The organism is Selenomonas sp. AB3002, from assembly GCF_000702545.1.
Classification (GTDB): domain Bacteria; phylum Bacillota; class Negativicutes; order Selenomonadales; family Selenomonadaceae; genus Selenomonas_B; species Selenomonas_B ruminantium_A.
The window spans coordinates 2,093,212-2,111,817 of sequence record NZ_JNIO01000008.1; the positions used below are offsets into that span (position 1 = coordinate 2,093,212).

At 55.9% G+C, this 18,606-nt stretch carries 10 protein-coding genes and 2 pseudogenes; 4 read left to right on the forward strand and 8 right to left on the reverse strand.

Annotated elements, in window-relative coordinates; genetic code table 11:
- Positions 1 to 27: 27 nt before the first annotated feature.
- Positions 28 to 1,866 carry a glutamine--fructose-6-phosphate transaminase (isomerizing) gene (gene glmS / locus P159_RS0117935; RefSeq protein ID WP_029546306.1) on the reverse strand — a complete coding sequence of 613 codons (1,839 nt, stop codon included), beginning with the start codon at positions 1,864 to 1,866 and terminating at the stop codon, positions 28 to 30.
- A 536-nt stretch (positions 1,867 to 2,402) separates the two neighbouring features.
- Here glmS and P159_RS0117940 point away from each other — a divergent pair.
- Positions 2,403 to 3,158: a sulfite exporter TauE/SafE family protein gene (locus P159_RS0117940; protein ID WP_029546307.1), complete on the forward strand. Its 756-nt coding sequence runs from the start codon at positions 2,403 to 2,405 to the stop codon at positions 3,156 to 3,158.
- A 62-nt stretch (positions 3,159 to 3,220) separates the two neighbouring features.
- Here P159_RS0117940 and P159_RS21305 read toward each other — a convergent pair.
- The 5 genes and pseudogenes from P159_RS21305 to P159_RS0117960 form a co-directional block, all read right to left on the reverse strand.
- A pseudogene (locus P159_RS21305) lies at positions 3,221 to 3,478 on the reverse strand (flagellin); the annotation flags it as partial.
- A gap of 2,337 nt (positions 3,479 to 5,815) precedes the next feature.
- Positions 5,816 to 6,223, reverse strand: a pseudogene (locus P159_RS21310) (flagellin); the annotation flags it as partial.
- Between the two features lie 189 nt (positions 6,224 to 6,412).
- On the reverse strand, positions 6,413 to 9,466 hold the full coding sequence (locus P159_RS0117950) for an efflux RND transporter permease subunit (RefSeq protein WP_029546310.1): 3,054 nt from the start codon (positions 9,464 to 9,466) through the stop codon (positions 6,413 to 6,415).
- Positions 9,463 to 10,557 (reverse strand): efflux RND transporter periplasmic adaptor subunit, encoded by a 1,095-nt coding sequence (locus P159_RS0117955; RefSeq protein WP_080706052.1) that lies wholly within the window; start codon positions 10,555 to 10,557, stop codon positions 9,463 to 9,465. Before P159_RS0117955 ends, P159_RS0117950 begins: the two co-directional genes overlap by 4 nt.
- Entirely contained in the window at positions 10,532 to 11,038 is a 507-nt protein-coding gene (locus P159_RS0117960; RefSeq protein WP_051650455.1) for a MarR family transcriptional regulator, read from the reverse strand. Before P159_RS0117960 ends, P159_RS0117955 begins: the two co-directional genes overlap by 26 nt.
- 203 nt (positions 11,039 to 11,241) lie before the next feature.
- Here P159_RS0117960 and P159_RS0117965 point away from each other — a divergent pair, with 203 nt between their 5' ends.
- Complete coding sequence (locus tag P159_RS0117965; RefSeq protein WP_029546313.1) at positions 11,242 to 12,129, forward strand: menaquinone biosynthesis protein; 888 nt, start codon at positions 11,242 to 11,244, stop codon at positions 12,127 to 12,129.
- A 40-nt stretch (positions 12,130 to 12,169) separates the two neighbouring features.
- On the opposite strand, the gene P159_RS0117970 is transcribed toward P159_RS0117965, so the two are convergent.
- Positions 12,170 to 12,901, reverse strand: a complete 732-nt coding sequence (locus P159_RS0117970; RefSeq protein WP_029546314.1) for an IspD/TarI family cytidylyltransferase — start codon at positions 12,899 to 12,901, stop codon at positions 12,170 to 12,172.
- 20 nt (positions 12,902 to 12,921) lie between these two features.
- Complete coding sequence (locus P159_RS0117975) at positions 12,922 to 14,010, reverse strand: DUF4422 domain-containing protein (RefSeq protein WP_029546315.1); 1,089 nt, start codon at positions 14,008 to 14,010, stop codon at positions 12,922 to 12,924.
- A 273-nt stretch (positions 14,011 to 14,283) separates the two neighbouring features.
- On the opposite strand from P159_RS0117975, the gene P159_RS0117980 reads away from it, so the two are divergent.
- Both P159_RS0117980 and P159_RS18905 read left to right on the forward strand, forming a co-directional pair.
- Positions 14,284 to 16,509: a Tex family protein gene (locus P159_RS0117980; protein WP_029546320.1), complete on the forward strand. Its 2,226-nt coding sequence runs from the start codon at positions 14,284 to 14,286 to the stop codon at positions 16,507 to 16,509.
- The gene (locus P159_RS18905; RefSeq protein WP_051650456.1) at positions 16,506 to 18,581 is read left to right on the forward strand and encodes a nicotinate-nucleotide--dimethylbenzimidazole phosphoribosyltransferase; all 2,076 of its coding nucleotides are present in this window, start codon (positions 16,506 to 16,508) and stop codon (positions 18,579 to 18,581) included. The genes P159_RS0117980 and P159_RS18905 overlap by 4 nt, the downstream gene beginning before the upstream one ends.
- The last annotated feature ends 25 nt before the right edge of the window (positions 18,582 to 18,606 follow it).

The following is an 18,606-nucleotide window of genomic DNA, read 5'->3' on the forward strand; positions in this document are numbered from 1 at the left end:
CCTCATGGCTCAAATTTTCTATTCGCTTTACTCCACCGTCACGGACTTGGCCAAGTTCCTGGGCTTGTCTACATCGGTGCCGCGGGTGATGGCGGCGTAGTAGGCCAGCAGCTGCAGGGGCACTACGGAGAGGATGGGGGAAAGGAGCTCGTCGGTAGCGGGGACCTTCATGACGTGGTCCACGTACTTCTCCAGTTCCTCATCACCTTCGGAAGCGATGCCGATGACCACAGCGTCACGGGCCTTGACCTCCTTGATGTTGGAGAGAGTCTTTTCGTAGACGCTCTTCTGGGTAGCCAGGGCGATGACGGGAATGCCCTCGGTGATAAGGGCCAGGGTGCCATGCTTCAGCTCGCCTGCGGCATAGGCCTCGGCGTGGATGTAGGAAATCTCCTTCAGCTTCAGGGCGCCCTCCAGAGACACGCTGTAGTCAAGGCCGCGGCCGATGTAGAACACATCCTCGTTGAAGCCATAAGCCTTGGCAAAGGTCTTGATGGGATCAACGTCAGACAGAGTCTCAGAAATCTGGGCGGGAACCTTATGCAGGAGACCCACCAGCTCTGCAGCACGCTCCTGGGTGACAGTGCCCTTCATCTCAGCCATGTAGAGGGCCAGCATGAAGAACAGCACGATCTGGGTGGTGTAGGCCTTGGTGGAGGCCACGGCAATCTCCGGGCCAGCCCAGGTGTAGAGCACCTTGTCTGCCTCACGGGCAATGGAGGAGCCCACCACATTGGTGATGGCCAGGGTAGTTGCTCCCAGGCGCTTGGCCTCCTTCATGGCTGCCAGGGTATCAAGAGTCTCACCGGACTGGGAGACAGTGATGAACAGGGTGTTCTCGTCAATGATAGGCTCGCGATAGCGGAACTCAGAGGCCACATCCGTCATGACGGGAATGCGGGCCAGCTTCTCGATATAATACTTGCCCACCAGACCTGCATGATAAGCAGTGCCGCAGGCCACGATGTAGACCCGGGTGAACTTGTCCAGATACTCCTTGTCCCACTTCAGCTCCTCCATCTGGATGGCCTTGCCATCAGAGGTGATGCGCTGGCTCATGGTGTCACGGACAGCCTTGGGCTGCTCGTTGATTTCCTTGAGCATGAAGTGCTCGTAGCCGCCCTTCTCGGCAGCCTCGGCGTTCCAGGTGACCTCGAAGACCTTCTTCGCTACCTTCTCGCCCTTGCGGTTGGTGACCTCTACGCTGTCAGCGGTGACAATGGCCAGCTCGCCGTCAGCCAGCACATAGTTCTTGCGGGTGTGGGCGATGATGGCAGGCACGTCGGAGGCGATGAAGTTCTCGCCTTCACCCAGGCCAATGATCAGGGGGTTGTCCTGCTTGGCGCAGATGAGCATATCCGGATGCTTGGCGCTCATGAACACCAGGGCGTAGCTGCCCTCGATGCGGGAAAGCACCGTGCGCACGGAAGCCACGAAATCGCCGTTGTAGACTTCCTCCAGCAGGTGTGCTACCACCTCGGTATCAGTCTCGCTCTTGAACTCATGGCCTGCCTCAATAAGTTCTTCCTTGAGGGTCAGATAGTTCTCGATGATGCCGTTGTGGACAATGACGAAATCCCCGGAGCAGTCAGTATGGGGATGAGAGTTCTTGTCAGACGGACGGCCATGGGTAGCCCAGCGGGTATGGCCGATGCCCAAAAATCCCTGAGGCATCTTGCCCTTGATCTTGTCCCGGAGAGCAGCCAGACGGCCTACGCTCTTCTCCACGCGAATCTTCTCGTTCTCCAGCACTGCAATGCCCGCAGAATCATAGCCGCGATACTCCAGCTTGGAAAGACCGTCCAAAAGAACATTCGCAGCCTTATCTGCCTTGTGTTTGCCAATGTAACCAACAATACCGCACATAATGTGTACCTCCTATAAATGGGTACACTACGCCCCTCTAAGATCATTCAAACTTCAGCCCATGGATGGGCGTCCCGTGGCCGTTGGCTTTCATGGATGAAAGGCAAGGCCACGTTTTCTTTTGGTTCGTTTTCTTTGCGACAAAGAAAATGAACAGCCGAAACCTTACAAAGAGGGCATAGTTCCCCTAACAGTACACCTGCTGTGTCCTCCATCCCCTTTGTCTCCTTTCTCACGAAAGGGATTTAAGAGATTTCTCTCGACCGGACCGGCCGGAAGGCATCCGCTGAGTTCTCGACAACCTTCTCCTCGTCCTCTCATCCTTCACGTCCAGGATGAGAGCCTGCGCTAAACATTTCTGCTTTTCATTACCACCGGTACAGCAGGTTTTTACTTACACCGGATTTCCCTCGGGATTATCCCGATTACCCGCCTATTGTAGCCTAAAGCAGAGACAAAGTCAACAACACCTTTTCTTTTATGTTCATTTTGCTATACTTAGGCATATGTTGTTTTTTATGGGAGGTTTCGCAAATATGATCTTTCTTGCCATGCTCATCATGGGTGCCGTCATCGGCTTTGTGGGGGCCGGCGGCGCCGGGGTCACCATCGCCCTGCTGACCCTGGCCTTCCAGGTGCCCATCCATACTGCCGTAGCCGTGGCCCTGGCCGCCATGACCTTCACCATGCTTTCCGGGGCCTACAGCCACTTCCGTGAGCGTGAAGTAGAAGTGCCTACGGGCCTTGCCATGGGCTTGGGCGGGGTCATGGGGGCCTTTATAGGAGCCAATGTGTCCAACCTCCTGCCCGCCCCCTTCCTCCGCACCATGACCGCCATCATGCTCTGCGCCAGCGCCCTGCTGCTCTACACCAAAGTCTACCAGGCAGAGTGGCTCAGCCGCCGCTTCCATCCCCGTCAGGAACTGCTCACCGGCGGAAAGCTCTACAGGCTGGGCATCATCACCGGCATGGTCAACGGCTTCCTCTCCGGGGCCTTTGGCATCGGTGCCGCCGCCTTCATCCAGATCACCCTGATGGTGCTGTTCGGCGTCTCCCTCTTGAAATCCATCGGCACCTGCATGATGATAATCCTCCCCATGTCCGCCGCCGGTGGCCTGGGCTACTTCTTCACAGGCCACCTGGATCTCTGGATTTTCATCCAGACCCTTACCGGCCAGGCCATAGGCGCCTGGTTCGGTGCCAAGTACACACATCTGGCACCGCTGCCTTTGCTGAGGTTCGCCATTGTAGCTACCCCCACCATTGGCGGGCTGTCGCTGCTATTGATGTGACCCATGACAAAACAAGCACCTCCATCTGCCAGCCACGGCGTCGATGGAGGTGTTTTTCATGCTTACTGAAGCAAGGAAAGAACAGCACTATTATTCTGGTTGGCCTGAGCCAGCATGGACTGGGCTGCCTGGGCCAGGACATTGCTCTTAGTATATTCTGTCATTTCCTTGGCCATATCTGCATCCCGTATGGTTGATTCGGATGAAGTTGTGCTTTCCTGCTGGGTAATAATGTTGTCATGAGTCGTTCCCAGACGGCTGAGCTGGGCACCTACCAAGGTATTGGCATCAGTCAGGTACTGGATAGCACGGTCCAGCAAGCCCTGCTCATCCTCATTCACCATGCGGATGCCAGTAGCAGACATCTTCCCCCCTTGGTTGCCCAAAAGCTTTTCCCGATTTTCCCTGGTCAATACATTGTAATCTGTCCAGTCGCTAAGCCCTGGGATATAGTTGAAAAGATGGTCCATGGAGGTCTGGGGAATCTGCAGATGGATGTTCATGCTGGCTTTGTCCGTGTGGTGGATAACCAGGTCACGGACAAAGATACCCCGGGTAGCTTTCTGCACATCGTCCAGAACACCGTCTGCCAGCTTCGCCCCCATCTCCTGAACATAAGGATGCTTGCCACTGGCGCGAAGGTCATACATTCTCTTGTCATAAACAGTAAGCGTACCCGCATCTGGGTCAGCTGCAAAGTGCAGCGTATGCGGCTGGCCATTCATGATATGTTCCAAAGCATCGCTGCCTTGATCATAAAGAGCCTGGACCAGTGATTTTACATCTGTGACATTGGCGATATCTATCAGAGTCGTCTTAAGATCAGCCCCAGACTGGCCACTAGCCGGCCTATCAGCATCTGATGGGTCAAGCTTCGACTTGAACTGGAAATTGAACCACTGGTCAGCGCAAGTAGCGCAGTAAAGACGGAACCCCTTGCCATCCAGGTCATCGGGAATCGACAGGCCACTGCTTGCAAAATATGAATTGAAGTCTATGGTGTAAGAACTCATATTCCCCTTTATTATGCTTAGGGTCTCATTATTGCCAGCAAGCTCCGCATTTCGAGCCGTTACTCTCAAGGTCTTAGTCCCCGTCTCAGCACTGACATCACTATATCTATAATTATTTTTCATCAAGTTGATAAAGGCATCAGCAATGGTAGTACTCCCCCCTACAGTAGACCTCAAAATATTCAAATCCACCGTAGTAGAACCATCAAGCTGAGCCTGAGCATCAATGGAAGAAGGCACTTTTTTATCAATAAATTCTATATTGCTATAAGTATAATCATCAAGATTTTTATACTTATGCTTGATAGCCTTGCCCTTAAGATTCTCTATAAACTCCTCAAGCTTATCGCTGTCCGTTGTATCGTAGTCAGTCAGGTCAATATCATAGGTCGCACTCGGGCCAGTAGTCTTTGCTTTGCCCTCCTCAGTCACTTGAAACTTATTATCATCATAAGCTGTAACTGCCAAAAAATTCACCGTTTGCGTAGTACCCGAAGATGCTTCGGCCCCAGCCTCTGATGAAAAACCGTCCGTAAGTCTTATGCTGGCTGACGAGCCAGTAGTAGTAGTGGTCAAAGTCAGTTGACCACCTGAAATTGACAGCTTTATCCCACTGGTAGATGTGTTATTAGGATTGGTAGTACTCCATGTGCCAAGAGTAACTGTTCCACTGGCATTCTTCCCAATCTCATAGACCCCCTTGGTTGATGTATCATGCGTAATGGAACTGCCTTCCACAAAGCGAACATAAGCGGTACCATAGGGACCTTGTAAAGCAAAGCCTGAGCCAGACGCTACAGAACTAATATCCAGCTGCAAACTTGCGGCAGTAGCAGGTGTCTGTCCTTCCCAATGCCCGGCTGAATGGTGAGTAGTAGTATCCGTAACCGGATCATACTCATCCCAGCTATCATCCACCCAGGTCCCCTGCGACCCTGCCGACCCATAGGCCGTCTTATTTCCCAAGCCCGTAGCGGCAGCAGCATCACGCCCATACTGCTTCTGCGTGGCACCAATAGTTACGGGTGCTGACCCTGCACCTTGCGACCATCCTTTTACGGTTACATTCTTGCCGTAATTAGAGAGATATCCACCAGTTCTAGTACTTGCCTTAACCGTATTGCCCTCAACACTTGCACTGCCCACCACACCACTGCTATTGGTCTTAATAGCTGTTGCGACTGCAGCAGCTATCTTAGCCGAAGTATCGCAACCGCTTATATTGACATTCACCACATTATCAGAGTTGACATTACCATAGCGATAATTGTTGCCACTAGGATTATTTGTCAACACATATTTTACAGAGCTGTTTACATTGTTGGTGCCCGCCACCCAAAAACCAAGACCCTCAGCATTAGCGTTGGTATAGCCGCTGAAATCAAGGGTAAACGTCGTAGGCTTTTCAGGCGTTCCTTCAGCTCCGCCAGACAGGTTGACCACTTCCGCACTGCCCAGAAGCACTTCTGCGGTTACCTGCTCAGTAGAATAAGCAGACAACACCGCAAAGGGCCCTGTCTCGTTATCCAAGGTCGCATACTGATCCTCAATAAGATTCAACCCATCGCTTTCCGGCACCGTCTCAGGATGATCAAGCACTCTCCAGGTATATATCTCATCCACCTTGGTATCCCCCACCAGAAGCAGCTTGCCATTGTAATTGGTTTCATAAGCGATATCATGCACCTGCTCGAAGCCCTGGGAGATTTCTTTCTGGATGGTAAGGCGGTCAAGATCTGTATTGGTGTCATTATTGGCATCAATGACTTTCGCCTTGATGGTCTTCATAATCTCCAGCTGTTCCTGAATGGCTCCTTCTGCCACCTTCAGCATAGACTGCCCGGTCTGGACATTAGAAGCATCCTGCTCAAGCGCCCTTTTCCTCACCCGCATCCGCTCGGAAATGACGTACTCAGAAGCGCCTTCTCCTGCACTGTCAAACTTGGTGCCTGTGGCAACTTTCTTCAGCTGCTTGCCCAGGGCAGAAACGTTCTTATTCAGTTCCCCCAAGGTCAGCGCCGCCGCTGTATTATTCAGGATTGTCATAGCCATAGCAAAAACCCCTCACTAACCTTCCATCTATTCCGTACCAAAGGGACCCCATCCTTGGCTTAAATCACATAGTGATAAAACTGCTATTAATATTATCGTAAATAAGCAGACTTTTCTTAAGTCTAAAAAAGCACATAGCAAAAAGCCCCGCCGCAGCGGAGCCCTTTGACATGTGAAATTGCTAGATATTTACTCTTTCTCCACCCCATACACCGCAGCATACATGCTGGGCAGCACCAAAAGCGTCAGCACCGTAGCCGCCAGCAGGCCACTGGCGATGGCTACTGCCATGGGCCCCCAGAAATCGCTGGGCATCAGGGGCAGCATGCCCAGTATGGCGGCGGCCGCCGTCAGCATGATGGGACGGAAGCGCAGGATGGCAGAATCTATCAGGGCATCCCAGGGACTTTCCCCCTCAGCCATATGCTTCTGTATCTGGTCAATCAGGATGACCGAGTTGCGGATGATCATGCCGAAGAGGGCCAGTACGCCCAGATAGGCCACAAAGCCCATGGCCTTGCCCGTCAGGAGCATGCCCCAGGCCACGCCTATGAGGCCCAACGGTGCCGTCAGCAAAGTCAGCAGCATCTGCTTGATGTCCCTGAGCTGGAACATCAGCAGGGTCATGATGATGAACACCATGGCGGGGATGGGCTTCACCAGATGCCGGAGGGATTTGGCACTGTCCTCCAAAGAGCCCGCGGGCTTGATGGAAGCTCCCAGAGGCAGGTCTTCCCTAAGGCCGGCGGTGGCCTCAAAGGCTTTTTTCGTGGCATCCACGGCCGTGCCGCTGTGGATATTGGCCTGCACCGTAATGGTGGGGCGCAGGTCCACGCGCTTGACCAGCCCCTCCTCACCCTCATAAGAGATTTTTGCAATCTGGGCCAGGGGCACATAGCCTGCCTGCCCCAGATAAATGGGCAGGTCTTTCAGCTTGTCCAGGCTCTGCCTGTCCTCCTCCGCCGTCCGCAGGTCTATGTCAATGGTGCGGTCGCCGGTGTAAAACTCGGCTGCCTTGGCACCAGTGATTTCCGTATGGAGCATCTTGGCCACATTCTGGCTGGAAAGCCCCAGAGCCCGCAGCTTGTCCTGGTCAAGCTCAAGGTGCATAACCCTGGACTTGTAGCCCCAGTTCTCATTCACATTGTAGACATTGGGGTCTTCTGCCACCAGCGCTGCGGTCTTGCGCGCCAGGTCCTTGGCCTCCTCCACCGTGCGGCCCGTGACCCGCAGCATCACGGGGTAGTCAGCAGGGGGGCCTGTCTGGATGGTCTGGATATTGGGCTGCACATCCGGGAAATTCTCTGCCAGTTCCTCCGTGAGCTCCTGCCTGAGCTTTTCCCGCTCCTCCGTGTTTTTCGTCACAATGACGAACTGGCCGAAGTTATCTGAGCTTTCCTGGGGACTCACGGTGAGGACAAACCTTGGAGCGTACCTGCCCACATAATAGGAGTAGTTCTCCAGCCTGTCCTTGTGCTCATCCAGGAAGCTGGCCATGCGCTCCATTTCCCTGCCCGTGGCCTCCATGGAAGAGCCCTCAGGCAGTCTCATTTCCATCACCAGCTCGGGACGCAGGGAGCCAGGGAAAAATTCCTGCTTCACAAAGGTCAGGCCATAGAGGGACAGGACAAAGATGGCGGCAGTGGCGGCCAGCACCATCTTCCTGTGCAGCAGGCAATATTCCAGCACCTGCCGGAACCACTTGTAGAACTTGTTCTGATAAGGGTCTATCTCGCCATTCTCGTCACGCTGCACCTTGACGCGGATAAGATAGGTGCCAAAGAGGGGCGCCGCCATGACGGAGACAATCCACGAAAGGACCAGGGCAATGAGTATCACGGGGAACAGGGCCCCGCAGAACTCAGAGGCCATGCCCTTGGAAAAGGCCACGGGAATGAAGCCGGAGCAGGTGATAAGGGTTCCTGTGAGCATGGGCTTGGCGGTGGCCTTGAAGGCGTAGCAGGCCGCCTCGAAGCGGCTGTGCCCCCGCTCCAGCTGGACGCTCATCATCTCGATGGCGATGATGGCATCATCCACCAGCAGTCCCAGGGAAATTATCAGCGCACCCAGGGATACCTTGTGCAAATCAATGCCCAAGAGGTACATGCCCACAAAGACACCGGCCAGCACCAGCGGTATGCAGCAGGCCACCACCAAGCCTGTGCGCCAGCCCAGGGAGGCAAAGCTCACCAAAAGCACGATGAAGATGGCCTCGGTGAGAGTTTTCATGAACTCGTGGATGGATTCTTCCACCACCTGGGGCTGGTCAGAAACCTGATGTATCTCCAATCCCACGGGCAGGTCCCCGGAAATGGCTTTTATGGTCTTCTTCAGGTTTTTGCCCAGTTCAAGGATGTTGCTGCCATCCTTCATGGAGATGGCCAGCCCCACGGCAGGTTCCCCGTTGAAGTACATTTCAGGGTCAGGAGGGGCGCTGTAGCGGCGCTCCACTTTGGCAATATCCCCCAGACGGAAAATCTGGCCGCCGGCTTTCACTGGCAGTTCCCTGATGGCCTCCACGTCTTGGAAATTCCCCGTGACCCGGAGGTACACGTTGTCCGATTCAGTCTCCACCTTGCCGGAGGGCATCATGGAAGCAGCCCCGGCCAGAGCATCGGAAATGGCAGTGGGCGGCAGGCCCAGACTGGCCAGCTTGTCCCTTGCCACCTCCACATAGATTTTCTCCTTCTGCACACCCAGCAGCTCGATTTTCTGGATGGAAGGGTCGGAGGCCATCAAGAGGCGCCGGGCATCCTCGGCGTATTTCCTCAGCTCCTCATAAGAATAGCCGTCACCTGTGACAGCATAGACGGAGCCAAAGACGTCGTCAAAGCGGTCATTGAAATAGGGGCCGTAGACGCCATCGGGCAGCTCACCCTGGGATTTCAGGTCATTCACGAGGTTCCTGAGGTCCCGCCAGGTAGTGCGTATATCCTCCTTGGGCATGGTATCCTCAAGTTCGGCGTAGATGACTGTATTGCCCGGACGGGTGCTGCTGGTAATGCGGTACATCCCCGGCACATCCTGAAGCTTCCGCTCCAATTTGTCCGTCACCTGGTCCTGCATTTCTGCAGCAGAGGCACCAGGCCAGAGGGCATTCACCACCATGATGCGGATAGTGAAGGTGGGGTCTTCCATGCGCCCCAGCTGCTGGTAGGCGAAGATGCCCCCGATGGCGGTCATGATGATGAAATACCAGACCAGCACGGAGTTTTTCAAGGAGACTTCACTGAGATTCCTCACGGCTCACCCTCCCTGCGCACTTCCTGCCCCTCCCGGAGCTTGTGGACACCGGCGGTGACCACAATGTCACTGGGGGAGAGCCCTTCCACCATCACAGTGCTGGAGCCAAAGCGCGTCACCGTGATATTTTTCAGATGGACTTTCCCGTCCTCCACCAGCCACACCTGCGGCTGGTCTTCTGTCTGGTAGATAGCCGTGAGGGGCAGTTCCACCTCCGCCTTCTCTGCCGCCCCGGCATCAGCGAAGCTGACACTGGCGGTCATGCCCAGCTGCATTTCCTGGGGAGGATTGGGAATAGATACGCGTACTTTATAAGTCCTGGAAGCATTATCTGCAGCGGGGGAAATCTCCCGCACTACGCCCTTGGCGCTTCCCTTGAAGGCCCAGAAGGTGACATCTGCCTCCTGGCCTGGCTGAAGGCTGGCCACCCTGTCCTCAGGCACGGCAATCTCCACCTCCAACTCGTCAGTCTGCACCAATACCGCCACCGTCTGGCCGGCAGCCACCACCTGTCCTTCCTCGGCGCTGATAGAGGAAATCACCCCGTCAGCCCCGGCGGCCAGGTTGGTATATGACAGCACATTATGGCCCTGGGCCGACTGGGCCAGGGCTGCCTGATAATTCGCAAAGGCCGCATCGTAGTTGGTCTGATACTGGTCCAGGGTGGCCTTGGGCACTACATCCTGATGGTAGAGTTCCGTATAGCGGGCAAGGTTGCTCTGTGCCAGATTCAGCTGGGCACGGGCCTGGCTTACCTGGGCATCCCCGGCGTTTGCCTTCTGCACCGCATCCCGGGCATCGATGACCATGAGGGTGTCTCCAGCCTTCACCCGGCTGCCCGCATCAATGTTGCGGGAGAGAATCTGCCCACCTACCTGAAAAGAGAGATTTGTCTCGTAGCGCCCCCGCACAGTGCCGGAATAGCTTTCCGCGCTGAGGCCGGCCTTACCTGCCTGCTGTGTCCTGACCACAGGGGGCTTCTGGACAGGGTCCTCCTCCTTGCTGCAGCCCACCAGGGCTGTCATTGCTAGTATAAAAAGGGCAGCTGTTGCTGCCCCCCAGAATTTACTTCTCTTTCCTCTCAAGCTCATGCTGCCAGTCCTCCTTGGAAAACTCCTCAGATATACCCTTGGCCAAATCCGGCAGAACTGCTTCACAGGCACGGTCCGTAAAATGCTGAAACAGTTTTTCCGTCTTGTCTATGTCTTTCTGCTTCATGCCCTCACAAAGATAATCCACCCAGCGCTTCAGCACATTGTGCAGGAAGGGATAGTAGCTTTCTGCTTCCACAGAAAGGTAAACATGCTTCACCCGCTTGTCCAGCTTGTCCTGGCTGCGCACGATGAACCCCTTCTGCTCCAATGCATTGATGGTGCGGGTAACCACTGCCTTGTCCAGGAACAGGACTTTGGCAAGATCATCCTGCTTCACTCCCGGTGTGTCATGAATCCGCAGCAGCAGGGTAAATTCGGAAAAAGTCAGGCCCATCTCCTGGCAGGCCTCCACAATGAACTGCTGGGAGCGCCTGTAGAGAATGGAGAACCAACGTCCCGCATTTACATAATTATCCATCTGAACACCCTCCACCCTGTCGAAAGATTAAAATTACAAACGTTGCTTTTGTCAATAATTTTAACAAGAAGATGTAGAAAAGTCAATAAGAGCAACGCTTTTCCTGTATTTTCCATAAAATTAAGTTTATAATAGAATAAGCGGGGCCTCAATGGCCCGGAATCCGTTATCTTTGGTCGACATGGTGGGAGGTTTTCCTTTTTATGAATACTTCTGCTCCTCGCGTAGGGCATATAAATTTTCTCAACACCTTGCCGCTGTCTTATAGCTTCGCCAATGGCGGTGATGAAGGACTGGAAATCATCCGGGGCGTGCCTTCGGTGCTGAACAGCGACCTCATCAGCGGGCGTCTTGATGTGGCAGAGATTTCTTCCATCGCCTATGCCCGCCACGCAGAAGAACTCCTGGTCCTGCCCAAGGTCTGCGTAGCTTCTGACGGGCCGGTGCAGAGCATTGTCCTGCTTTCGCGGAAACCCATAGAAGCTTTGGGCAAAGACAAGGTTATACTTACGGCGAAATCCGCCACCTCCCACTGCCTGCTTAAGATCATCCTCAGGGGAGCCTACGGGGCCATCCCCAACTACTACACCCGCAACATCACTCCGGAGGAGCCCATACCGGCAGATGCCACCGCCTCCCTCTTTATCGGGGACGACGCCCTCTGGCTTTACCATCACCCACCTGCAGGCCTCTACCTCTACGACATCGGCCAGGAGTGGAAGAACCTCACGGGACAGAAGATGGTCTTTGCCCTCTGGGCAGTGCGCCGGGAGTTTGCCAATAAGAATCCCGAGGGCGTAAAGCTCATCCAGGAGCGCGTCCACGGGGCATTCCTGAGTTTCATCCGCAACGCCCTGCCGGGACCTGCGCGGCCTGCCGGCGGTCTTTCCTACCGGGAGACCATCATCCGCTCGGCCCTTGAGGACAAGCCCTTCACCTACGACCAGCTGGCAGACTACCTGGGACCTGCGGTGCGCTGGGACCTGACGGAAGATTATCTGCAGGGGCTCAGCACCTTCTATACCATGGCCCATGAGATGAATCTGATAGAGCACATGCCAAAAATAAAGTTTGCCAAAATAGACGAATGAGCATGAAAAAGGCGGCCCCAAAAGGCCGCTTTTTTCGTGCTTAAAAACCATATATCTGCTGGGCTTCCATGGCCTCGTAGAGAGCCTTGTAGATGTAGAAGTCAGCCGGTTCCGTTATTTTCATGTTATTCCTGGTGCTGTGCAAGAGATGCATATGCCGTTTCTGGATTCCGTACAGGTGAGAAGAATCTATGGTCTGATATCCCGCCTGCTCCGCCTGCTCGTAGGCACCATACACTTCACCAAAGCGGAAGGACTGGGGGGCCTTGGCCACATACATGAAATCCCGGTTCGGCACCTGCTGGATATCCACACCGTTAGTGCTCATGACCACGCTTTCCCGGGCTGCCTCACAGGTGATGGCATTGCCATACTTACGCACTGCATTGATATTGGCTTCAATCAACTCATCGGTGATGAGCGGTCTGACCCCGTCATGAATCAGCACGATATCCTGGTCATCGGTGCTGCTGCGCATGGCCTTCAGGCCTTCCCAGATGGATTTGTGGCCAGTCTTGCCGCCGGGCACGATGATGGTGACCTTGCGGATGCCGAAGCGGTTCAGCATGCCCTTGAGCTCACTGATCCAGTTCTTGAGGCAGACAATGACAATCTCATCTATCATGTCATGATACTCAAAATGCTCCAGCGTATGTATGATGACCGGCTTGCCATAGACCTGCAGGAATTGCTTGGGCAGGGAGCGGGCATTCATGCGACGGCCCGCTCCGCCTGCAAATATCAAAACTTTTACCTTCTCATTAGCTGCCATATTACCCAATATCCTTTCCCTCAGGTAAGCCAGACCTTCCTGGCGTGCATAATCTTCAAATCATCGTGGAGCATGAAATAAAGGGAGGTCAGGAGCTCTCCGATATGCCCCACAGGCCGGTCCAGTCCCATTCCCGGTCCTTCTCCCGCTCCAAAGATCTCTCCGGCCCGCTCCATGCGGGGGAAAAGCCAGGCAGCGTAGTCATCAAAGACCGCCTCTCTGGCCACTACCATATTGTAGTTATAGACCCAGGGCCCCCTCAGCTTTGCCATAGCGCGTCCGGCTTCCTCCGGCGAAAACTCCCTCAGAGCCTGCTCCATAGCCGCAAGGGCCAGGGGATGATTGTACCTGCCGTACTGGGCAGAGGCATCGGGCCAACCAATGTAGGGCGTGGGCAGGATGGCATCCACCGTTCCGGAGGCAAGCAGGCTGTAATCCTCCTGCCCCAGCACCAGGTAGCGGCGATAGTGGGCCAGCCCCTTGATTCCGGCCCTGCGGTTCTTCCAGCCCCAATAAGTGACAGTAAGTTCCGCATAGTCACGGTTCATGGCGGAGATATTCTCCCCCTCATCATCACGAAAGGCACTATCCAAAGCCACACGATCCAGCGCGGCCCCTGCCTGCACATCGAAAAAAGGGGGCTGCAGGGGGAAGGCATTGCTCAGCGCCTTGTCCACGCCTGAGCGGGCCACATAGATTTCCACCTCCAGCGGCTCTGCCTTGCCCGCCGGGGCATAGTCTTCGGCAAATTTCAGGCCCCGTGTGCGGTAATAACTTTTCATCAGGGCAAATTCCAATTGCGAATCCATGGGCACGACCTGCTGGAACTCCCGTACGGCCAGCTCCGCCTTGATCTCCGGGTGCAGATACTCCGGCACAGACAGCAGGAATGCTGCCTCCTTGTCCCGTGGCACCTCATCGATGGTCCTCACGGCCACACCGTCCAGTGCATCAGGATTGCCCCGCCTGCTGGTCACCACATAAGCCTCGGGCTTGACCCCCAACGACCGCAGAGCCAGATTCGCCCCATAGGCTATGGGCTGGGCACCATAAATATAGACCTTCCTGCCCGCCAGAGCCGCCAGTGCATCCGCCAGAACCTTCTCCATTGCTTCCCTTCCTCTGCCTTATCCTTGTTTAAAATCCTTTTTATTTTATCACAAGGAAGAATCTGCTTCAATCGGCCCCATTTATATAAAGAAATAAAATATTCTCCAGCCTGTCTTTCGCTGCCCGTACCGTATTTTCCCAAAACTCACTCCTGGAAGATGATGCAAAAATCCACTTCTTCCATTTTCAGCTGGCAAAGCGTTAGAGTATGACGTAAAATATAGAATATGCTTTGTATTTTCACAACCACCTACAGAAAGTTGGTATAGATTATGTTAGAAAAAGATATCCCCTCGGTGCTGGCGAAGGAGCTTTCCGTCACCCCGAAGCAGATTGAAGATACCATGACCCTGCTGGATGAGGGCAATACTGTGCCCTTCATCGCCCGCTACCGCAAGGAGGCCACAGGAGGGCTTGACGATGAGCAGCTGCGCCTGCTGTCCGAACGGCTGACCTATCTGCGAAACTTCGTGAAGCGGCAGGAAGAAATCCTCACCAAGATTGAGGAACTGGGCAAGCTCACCCCAGAGCTGAAGACTGCCATCGAGAAGGCCGCCAAGCTGCAGGAACTGGAGGACCTGTACCTGCCCTATAAGCAAAAGAAGCGCACCCGGGCCATGGTGGCCAGGGAAAAGGGGCTGGCGCCCCTGGCAGAAATGATGCTGAAGCAGGAAGGCGTGCAGGGCACCGCACTGGAGGCTGCAGCTGCCTTCATTGACGAGGAAAAAGAAGTCGCCACCGCCGAGGAAGCACTGGCAGGGGCCAAAGACATCGTGGCCGAGCAGGTCATGGAGGAGGCCGCCCTGCGCCAGGAAATGCGCGACCACCTCTGGAAAAGCGCCCTGCTGGCCACTGAGACGAATCCCAAAGGCGACCCTGAGGAAGCCAAGACCTTCCAGATGTACGCCGAGTTCTCCGAGCCTGTAAGGACTCTCCCCTCCCATCGCGTGCTGGCCATCAACCGGGGGGAGAAGAAGGACTGCCTGAAAGTTTCCCTCATCACCGACCACGAAGCCAATGTGCGCCGCATTGAACGCCGGGTCATGAAGAAGGGCCGCACTTCTCCCTTTGACGAAGCTCTCCATGAGGCCATCGAGGACGGCTACAAGCGTTTGCTGTTGCCCGCTTTAGAAAGAGAAATCCGCACCGCCCTCACCGAGGAGGCCGAAGCACAGGCCATCAAGCTCTTCGGGGTGAATCTGAAGCAGCTGCTCCTGCAGGCCCCCCTTGCCGGCCATACAGTGCTGGGCCTTGACCCTGGCTTCCGCAACGGCTGCAAGTGCGCCGTGGTGGACAAGACCGGCAGGATTCTCGACCACGGCATCATCCAGGTGACCCAGAGCGAGGGCGCCAAAGCCAAGGCAGCCCAGACGGTTCTAGGCTGGATCAAGAAATACGGCGTAGACCTCATTTCCATCGGCAACGGCACAGCCAGCTATGAAACTGAGCAGTTTGCCGCCAAATTGATTGCGGACAACAAGCTCACTGACGTCAATTACCTGATCACCAACGAGGCCGGGGCCTCCGTTTACTCCGCTTCCAAGCTGGCAGCCCAGGAGCTGCCGGAATACGGGGTGGAGGTGCGCGGTGCCGCCTCCATTGCCCGCCGGGTGCAGGACCCCCTGGCGGAATTGGTGAAGATCGATCCCCAGGCCATCGGCGTGGGCCAGTACCAGCATGACGTGAACCAGAAGCAGCTGCAGGGCACTTTGGACGCCACCGTGGAGGACGCAGTGAACCATGTGGGCGTAGACCTGAACACCGCCTCCCCGGCCCTTCTTTCCCATATCGCAGGCATTTCTGCCGCCGTGGCCAAGAATATCGTAGCCTATAGGGACGCGAACGGCAGTTTCACCGCCCGCCGCCAGCTGCTGAAGGTGCCCCGCCTGGGACCTGCCGCTTTCACCCAGTGTGCAGGCTTCCTGCGCCTTTCACCCAAGGCCGCCAAGAATCCCCTGGACAGCACCAGCGTCCATCCGGAGTCCTATGAGCTGGCAGAGAAAATCCTGGGTGAGTTGGGCTTCTCTCCTGCCGACCTCCTGAAAAAGGAACAGCTGGAATTCCTTGCCGCCAAAGCCAAACTGGCTGACGTGAAGAAGCTGGCTGCCAAATTCGAGGCAGGCGAGCCCACCGTCAAGGACATTCTCGCAGCCCTGACCCGCCCGGGGCGTGACCCACGCGAAGATTTGCCTGCCCCTCTCACCCGCCAGGCCATCGTGAAGCTGTCTGACCTGAAGGTGGGCACCATCATGCGAGGCACTGTGCGCAATATCACTGACTTCGGCGCCTTTGTGGACATCGGCCTCCACGAAGCAGGTCTCATACATATCTCCGAGCTGAGCCATCGCCGGGTGAAGCACCCTCTGGACGTGCTGTCCGTAGGCGACAATATCGACACGGTTATCATCAAGGTAGACGAGGAACGGGGCCGCATCGGCCTTTCCCTGAAGCAGGTTGAAGAATACAGGAAGAAAGCCGCCGGAGGAGCTGGCAAATGAGTGACATCATGCAGGAAATATCAGCAGGGCTCACCTATGCAGAGGCAGAAGCCCTCTTGCAGGAAACCCTGGATAAAATTCTCTCTCAGGATATGGAACCTGCCATGCAGGCCATAGATAAGCTGGACAAGTCACTGGAGGGAGAGCTCCCCTCCTTGGGACGCCTGCCGCAGCTGCTGTTGGAATACCTCACCGCCCGTGGCAAAGACGAGGCTGAGGAACTGAAGCCCGCCACCTTCATCTTCTGCGCCGACCACGGCATTGCCCGGCAGGGGGTCAGCGCCTATCCTCCCGAAACCACCTATCAGATGGCCCAGAACTACCTGCTGCCCAAGGGCGGCGCTGCCAATGCCTTTTCCGACTACGCAGGGTCAAAGCTCTACGTTGTAGACATGGGCATGAACCTGCCGGAAGAGCCTGTGCTACCGGGAATCATCGACTGCCGTCTGGATAGTGGCACCAAGAACTTCACCGAAGGCCCTGCCATGAGCAGGGAGCAGGCAATGCTGGCCGTAGCTTATGGCATCAAAATGGCCCAGCTGGCCCACGCCAAGGGAAAGAATGTGCTCCTGCCCGGGGAAATGGGCATCAGCAACACCACCGCCCAGGCCTGCCTGGCCGCCGTCTTCTGTGGCCTGACACCTGAGGAAGCCACAGGCCGGGGCTCCCGCATTTCCGAGGAGCGCCTTGCACGGAAACAGCAGGCAGTGAGGACGGCTCTGACGGTCAACGGCTTCATCGGCAGGAACAGCGAAAAGGCCTCCCCCCGGGGAGCAAAGGCCATAGATGTGCTGGCCAAGGTAGGCGGCTTTGAATTCGGCGCCATGGCAGGCCTGATGCTGGGGGGAGCCGCCCTCAGAATGGTCACCATTTTGGACGGGGCCAACACCGCCGCCGCCGCACTGGTGGCCCAGAGCATCTGCCCCCGCGTAGTCGCCTGCCTGCTCCCCAGCCACCTGGGGGGGGAGAAATCCCATCGCCATGCTTTTGAAAAATTAGGCTTAAAGCCCTATCTGACCTTGGGGCTGAACCTGTCGGAGGCCTGCGGTTCCTCCATCCTGCTGCGCTTCCTGGGCACTGCCCTGCTGCTGCTGAAGCGGGCCCAGGAACATCAGGAGGCCATAAACTCCCAGGGCGAAGCCGTCAATGAGGATTTCGATGATGAGGATTACGACGGCGGCAGCGACGAGGAGACGGGACTGCCCATAGATGAGACTGCCCTGGGGGCAGGCGGGTTGCACATCTCCTTTATGGACAGCGATGCCCCGGAAGTGACGGACAAGACCTTCGACTTCTACCTGAAGACCATGCCGGACCTGGACAAGGAAACCTTCGAGGCCGCCAAAGCCAGGCTGGACACCCTGGCTAAGCCCAGATACAGCCTGGGGAGCCTTGAGGATCTGGCCGCCGAGTTTGCCGGTGCGGTCAGGGAGCCGCTGCCCCCTTATGACCCGCCCTCCTCGGTTCTGCTGATTTCCCCCGGCCCCCTCTCCGAGGCCCAGTCCTTCCTAAGCGACACCTTCGCCAGCAGCTTCGAGTCTGACCTGGTAGTGGCAAGACTCATGGAAGGCCTGCCCCTCACTGCCTATTTCAACTTCGGCCGGGAAAAAGCCGAGGAAATCTCCTTCGACCTGCCCCTCCTGGTGCTGACTATGGGAGAACTTGAAGGGAAGCCTCTGGGCACTGCCGCAGAGACCTTTGCAGAAACTCTCCTCACAGGCAACGGCAAGCTGGCCTACGCCGCCGACGAATTCCTGCAGCACACGCCCCCAGACTACCACGGCACCATTGCCGCCCTGATGGGAGCAATCCTGGCCGCCGCCCACAACAGCAGCCTGGTGTTCATCGGCGATCCCGCCACAGACATCATCGCCAGGTACACCGAACAGCTCTGCCCGGACATCCGCCCCTACGTCCTGCACCCTGAGCCAAGGCTCATGCAGCTGGGCATCAAGGCCCCCGGAGGACTGACGGGGTGCCTCTCCCTGCACATCCTGGAAGCGTCCCTGAGCGCGCTGAACAATATGAAGACCTTTGAGGAGACGAAGGTTTCCCTGGCATTGGATAATTAAAAGGACGGCCCAATTTGGGCCGTCC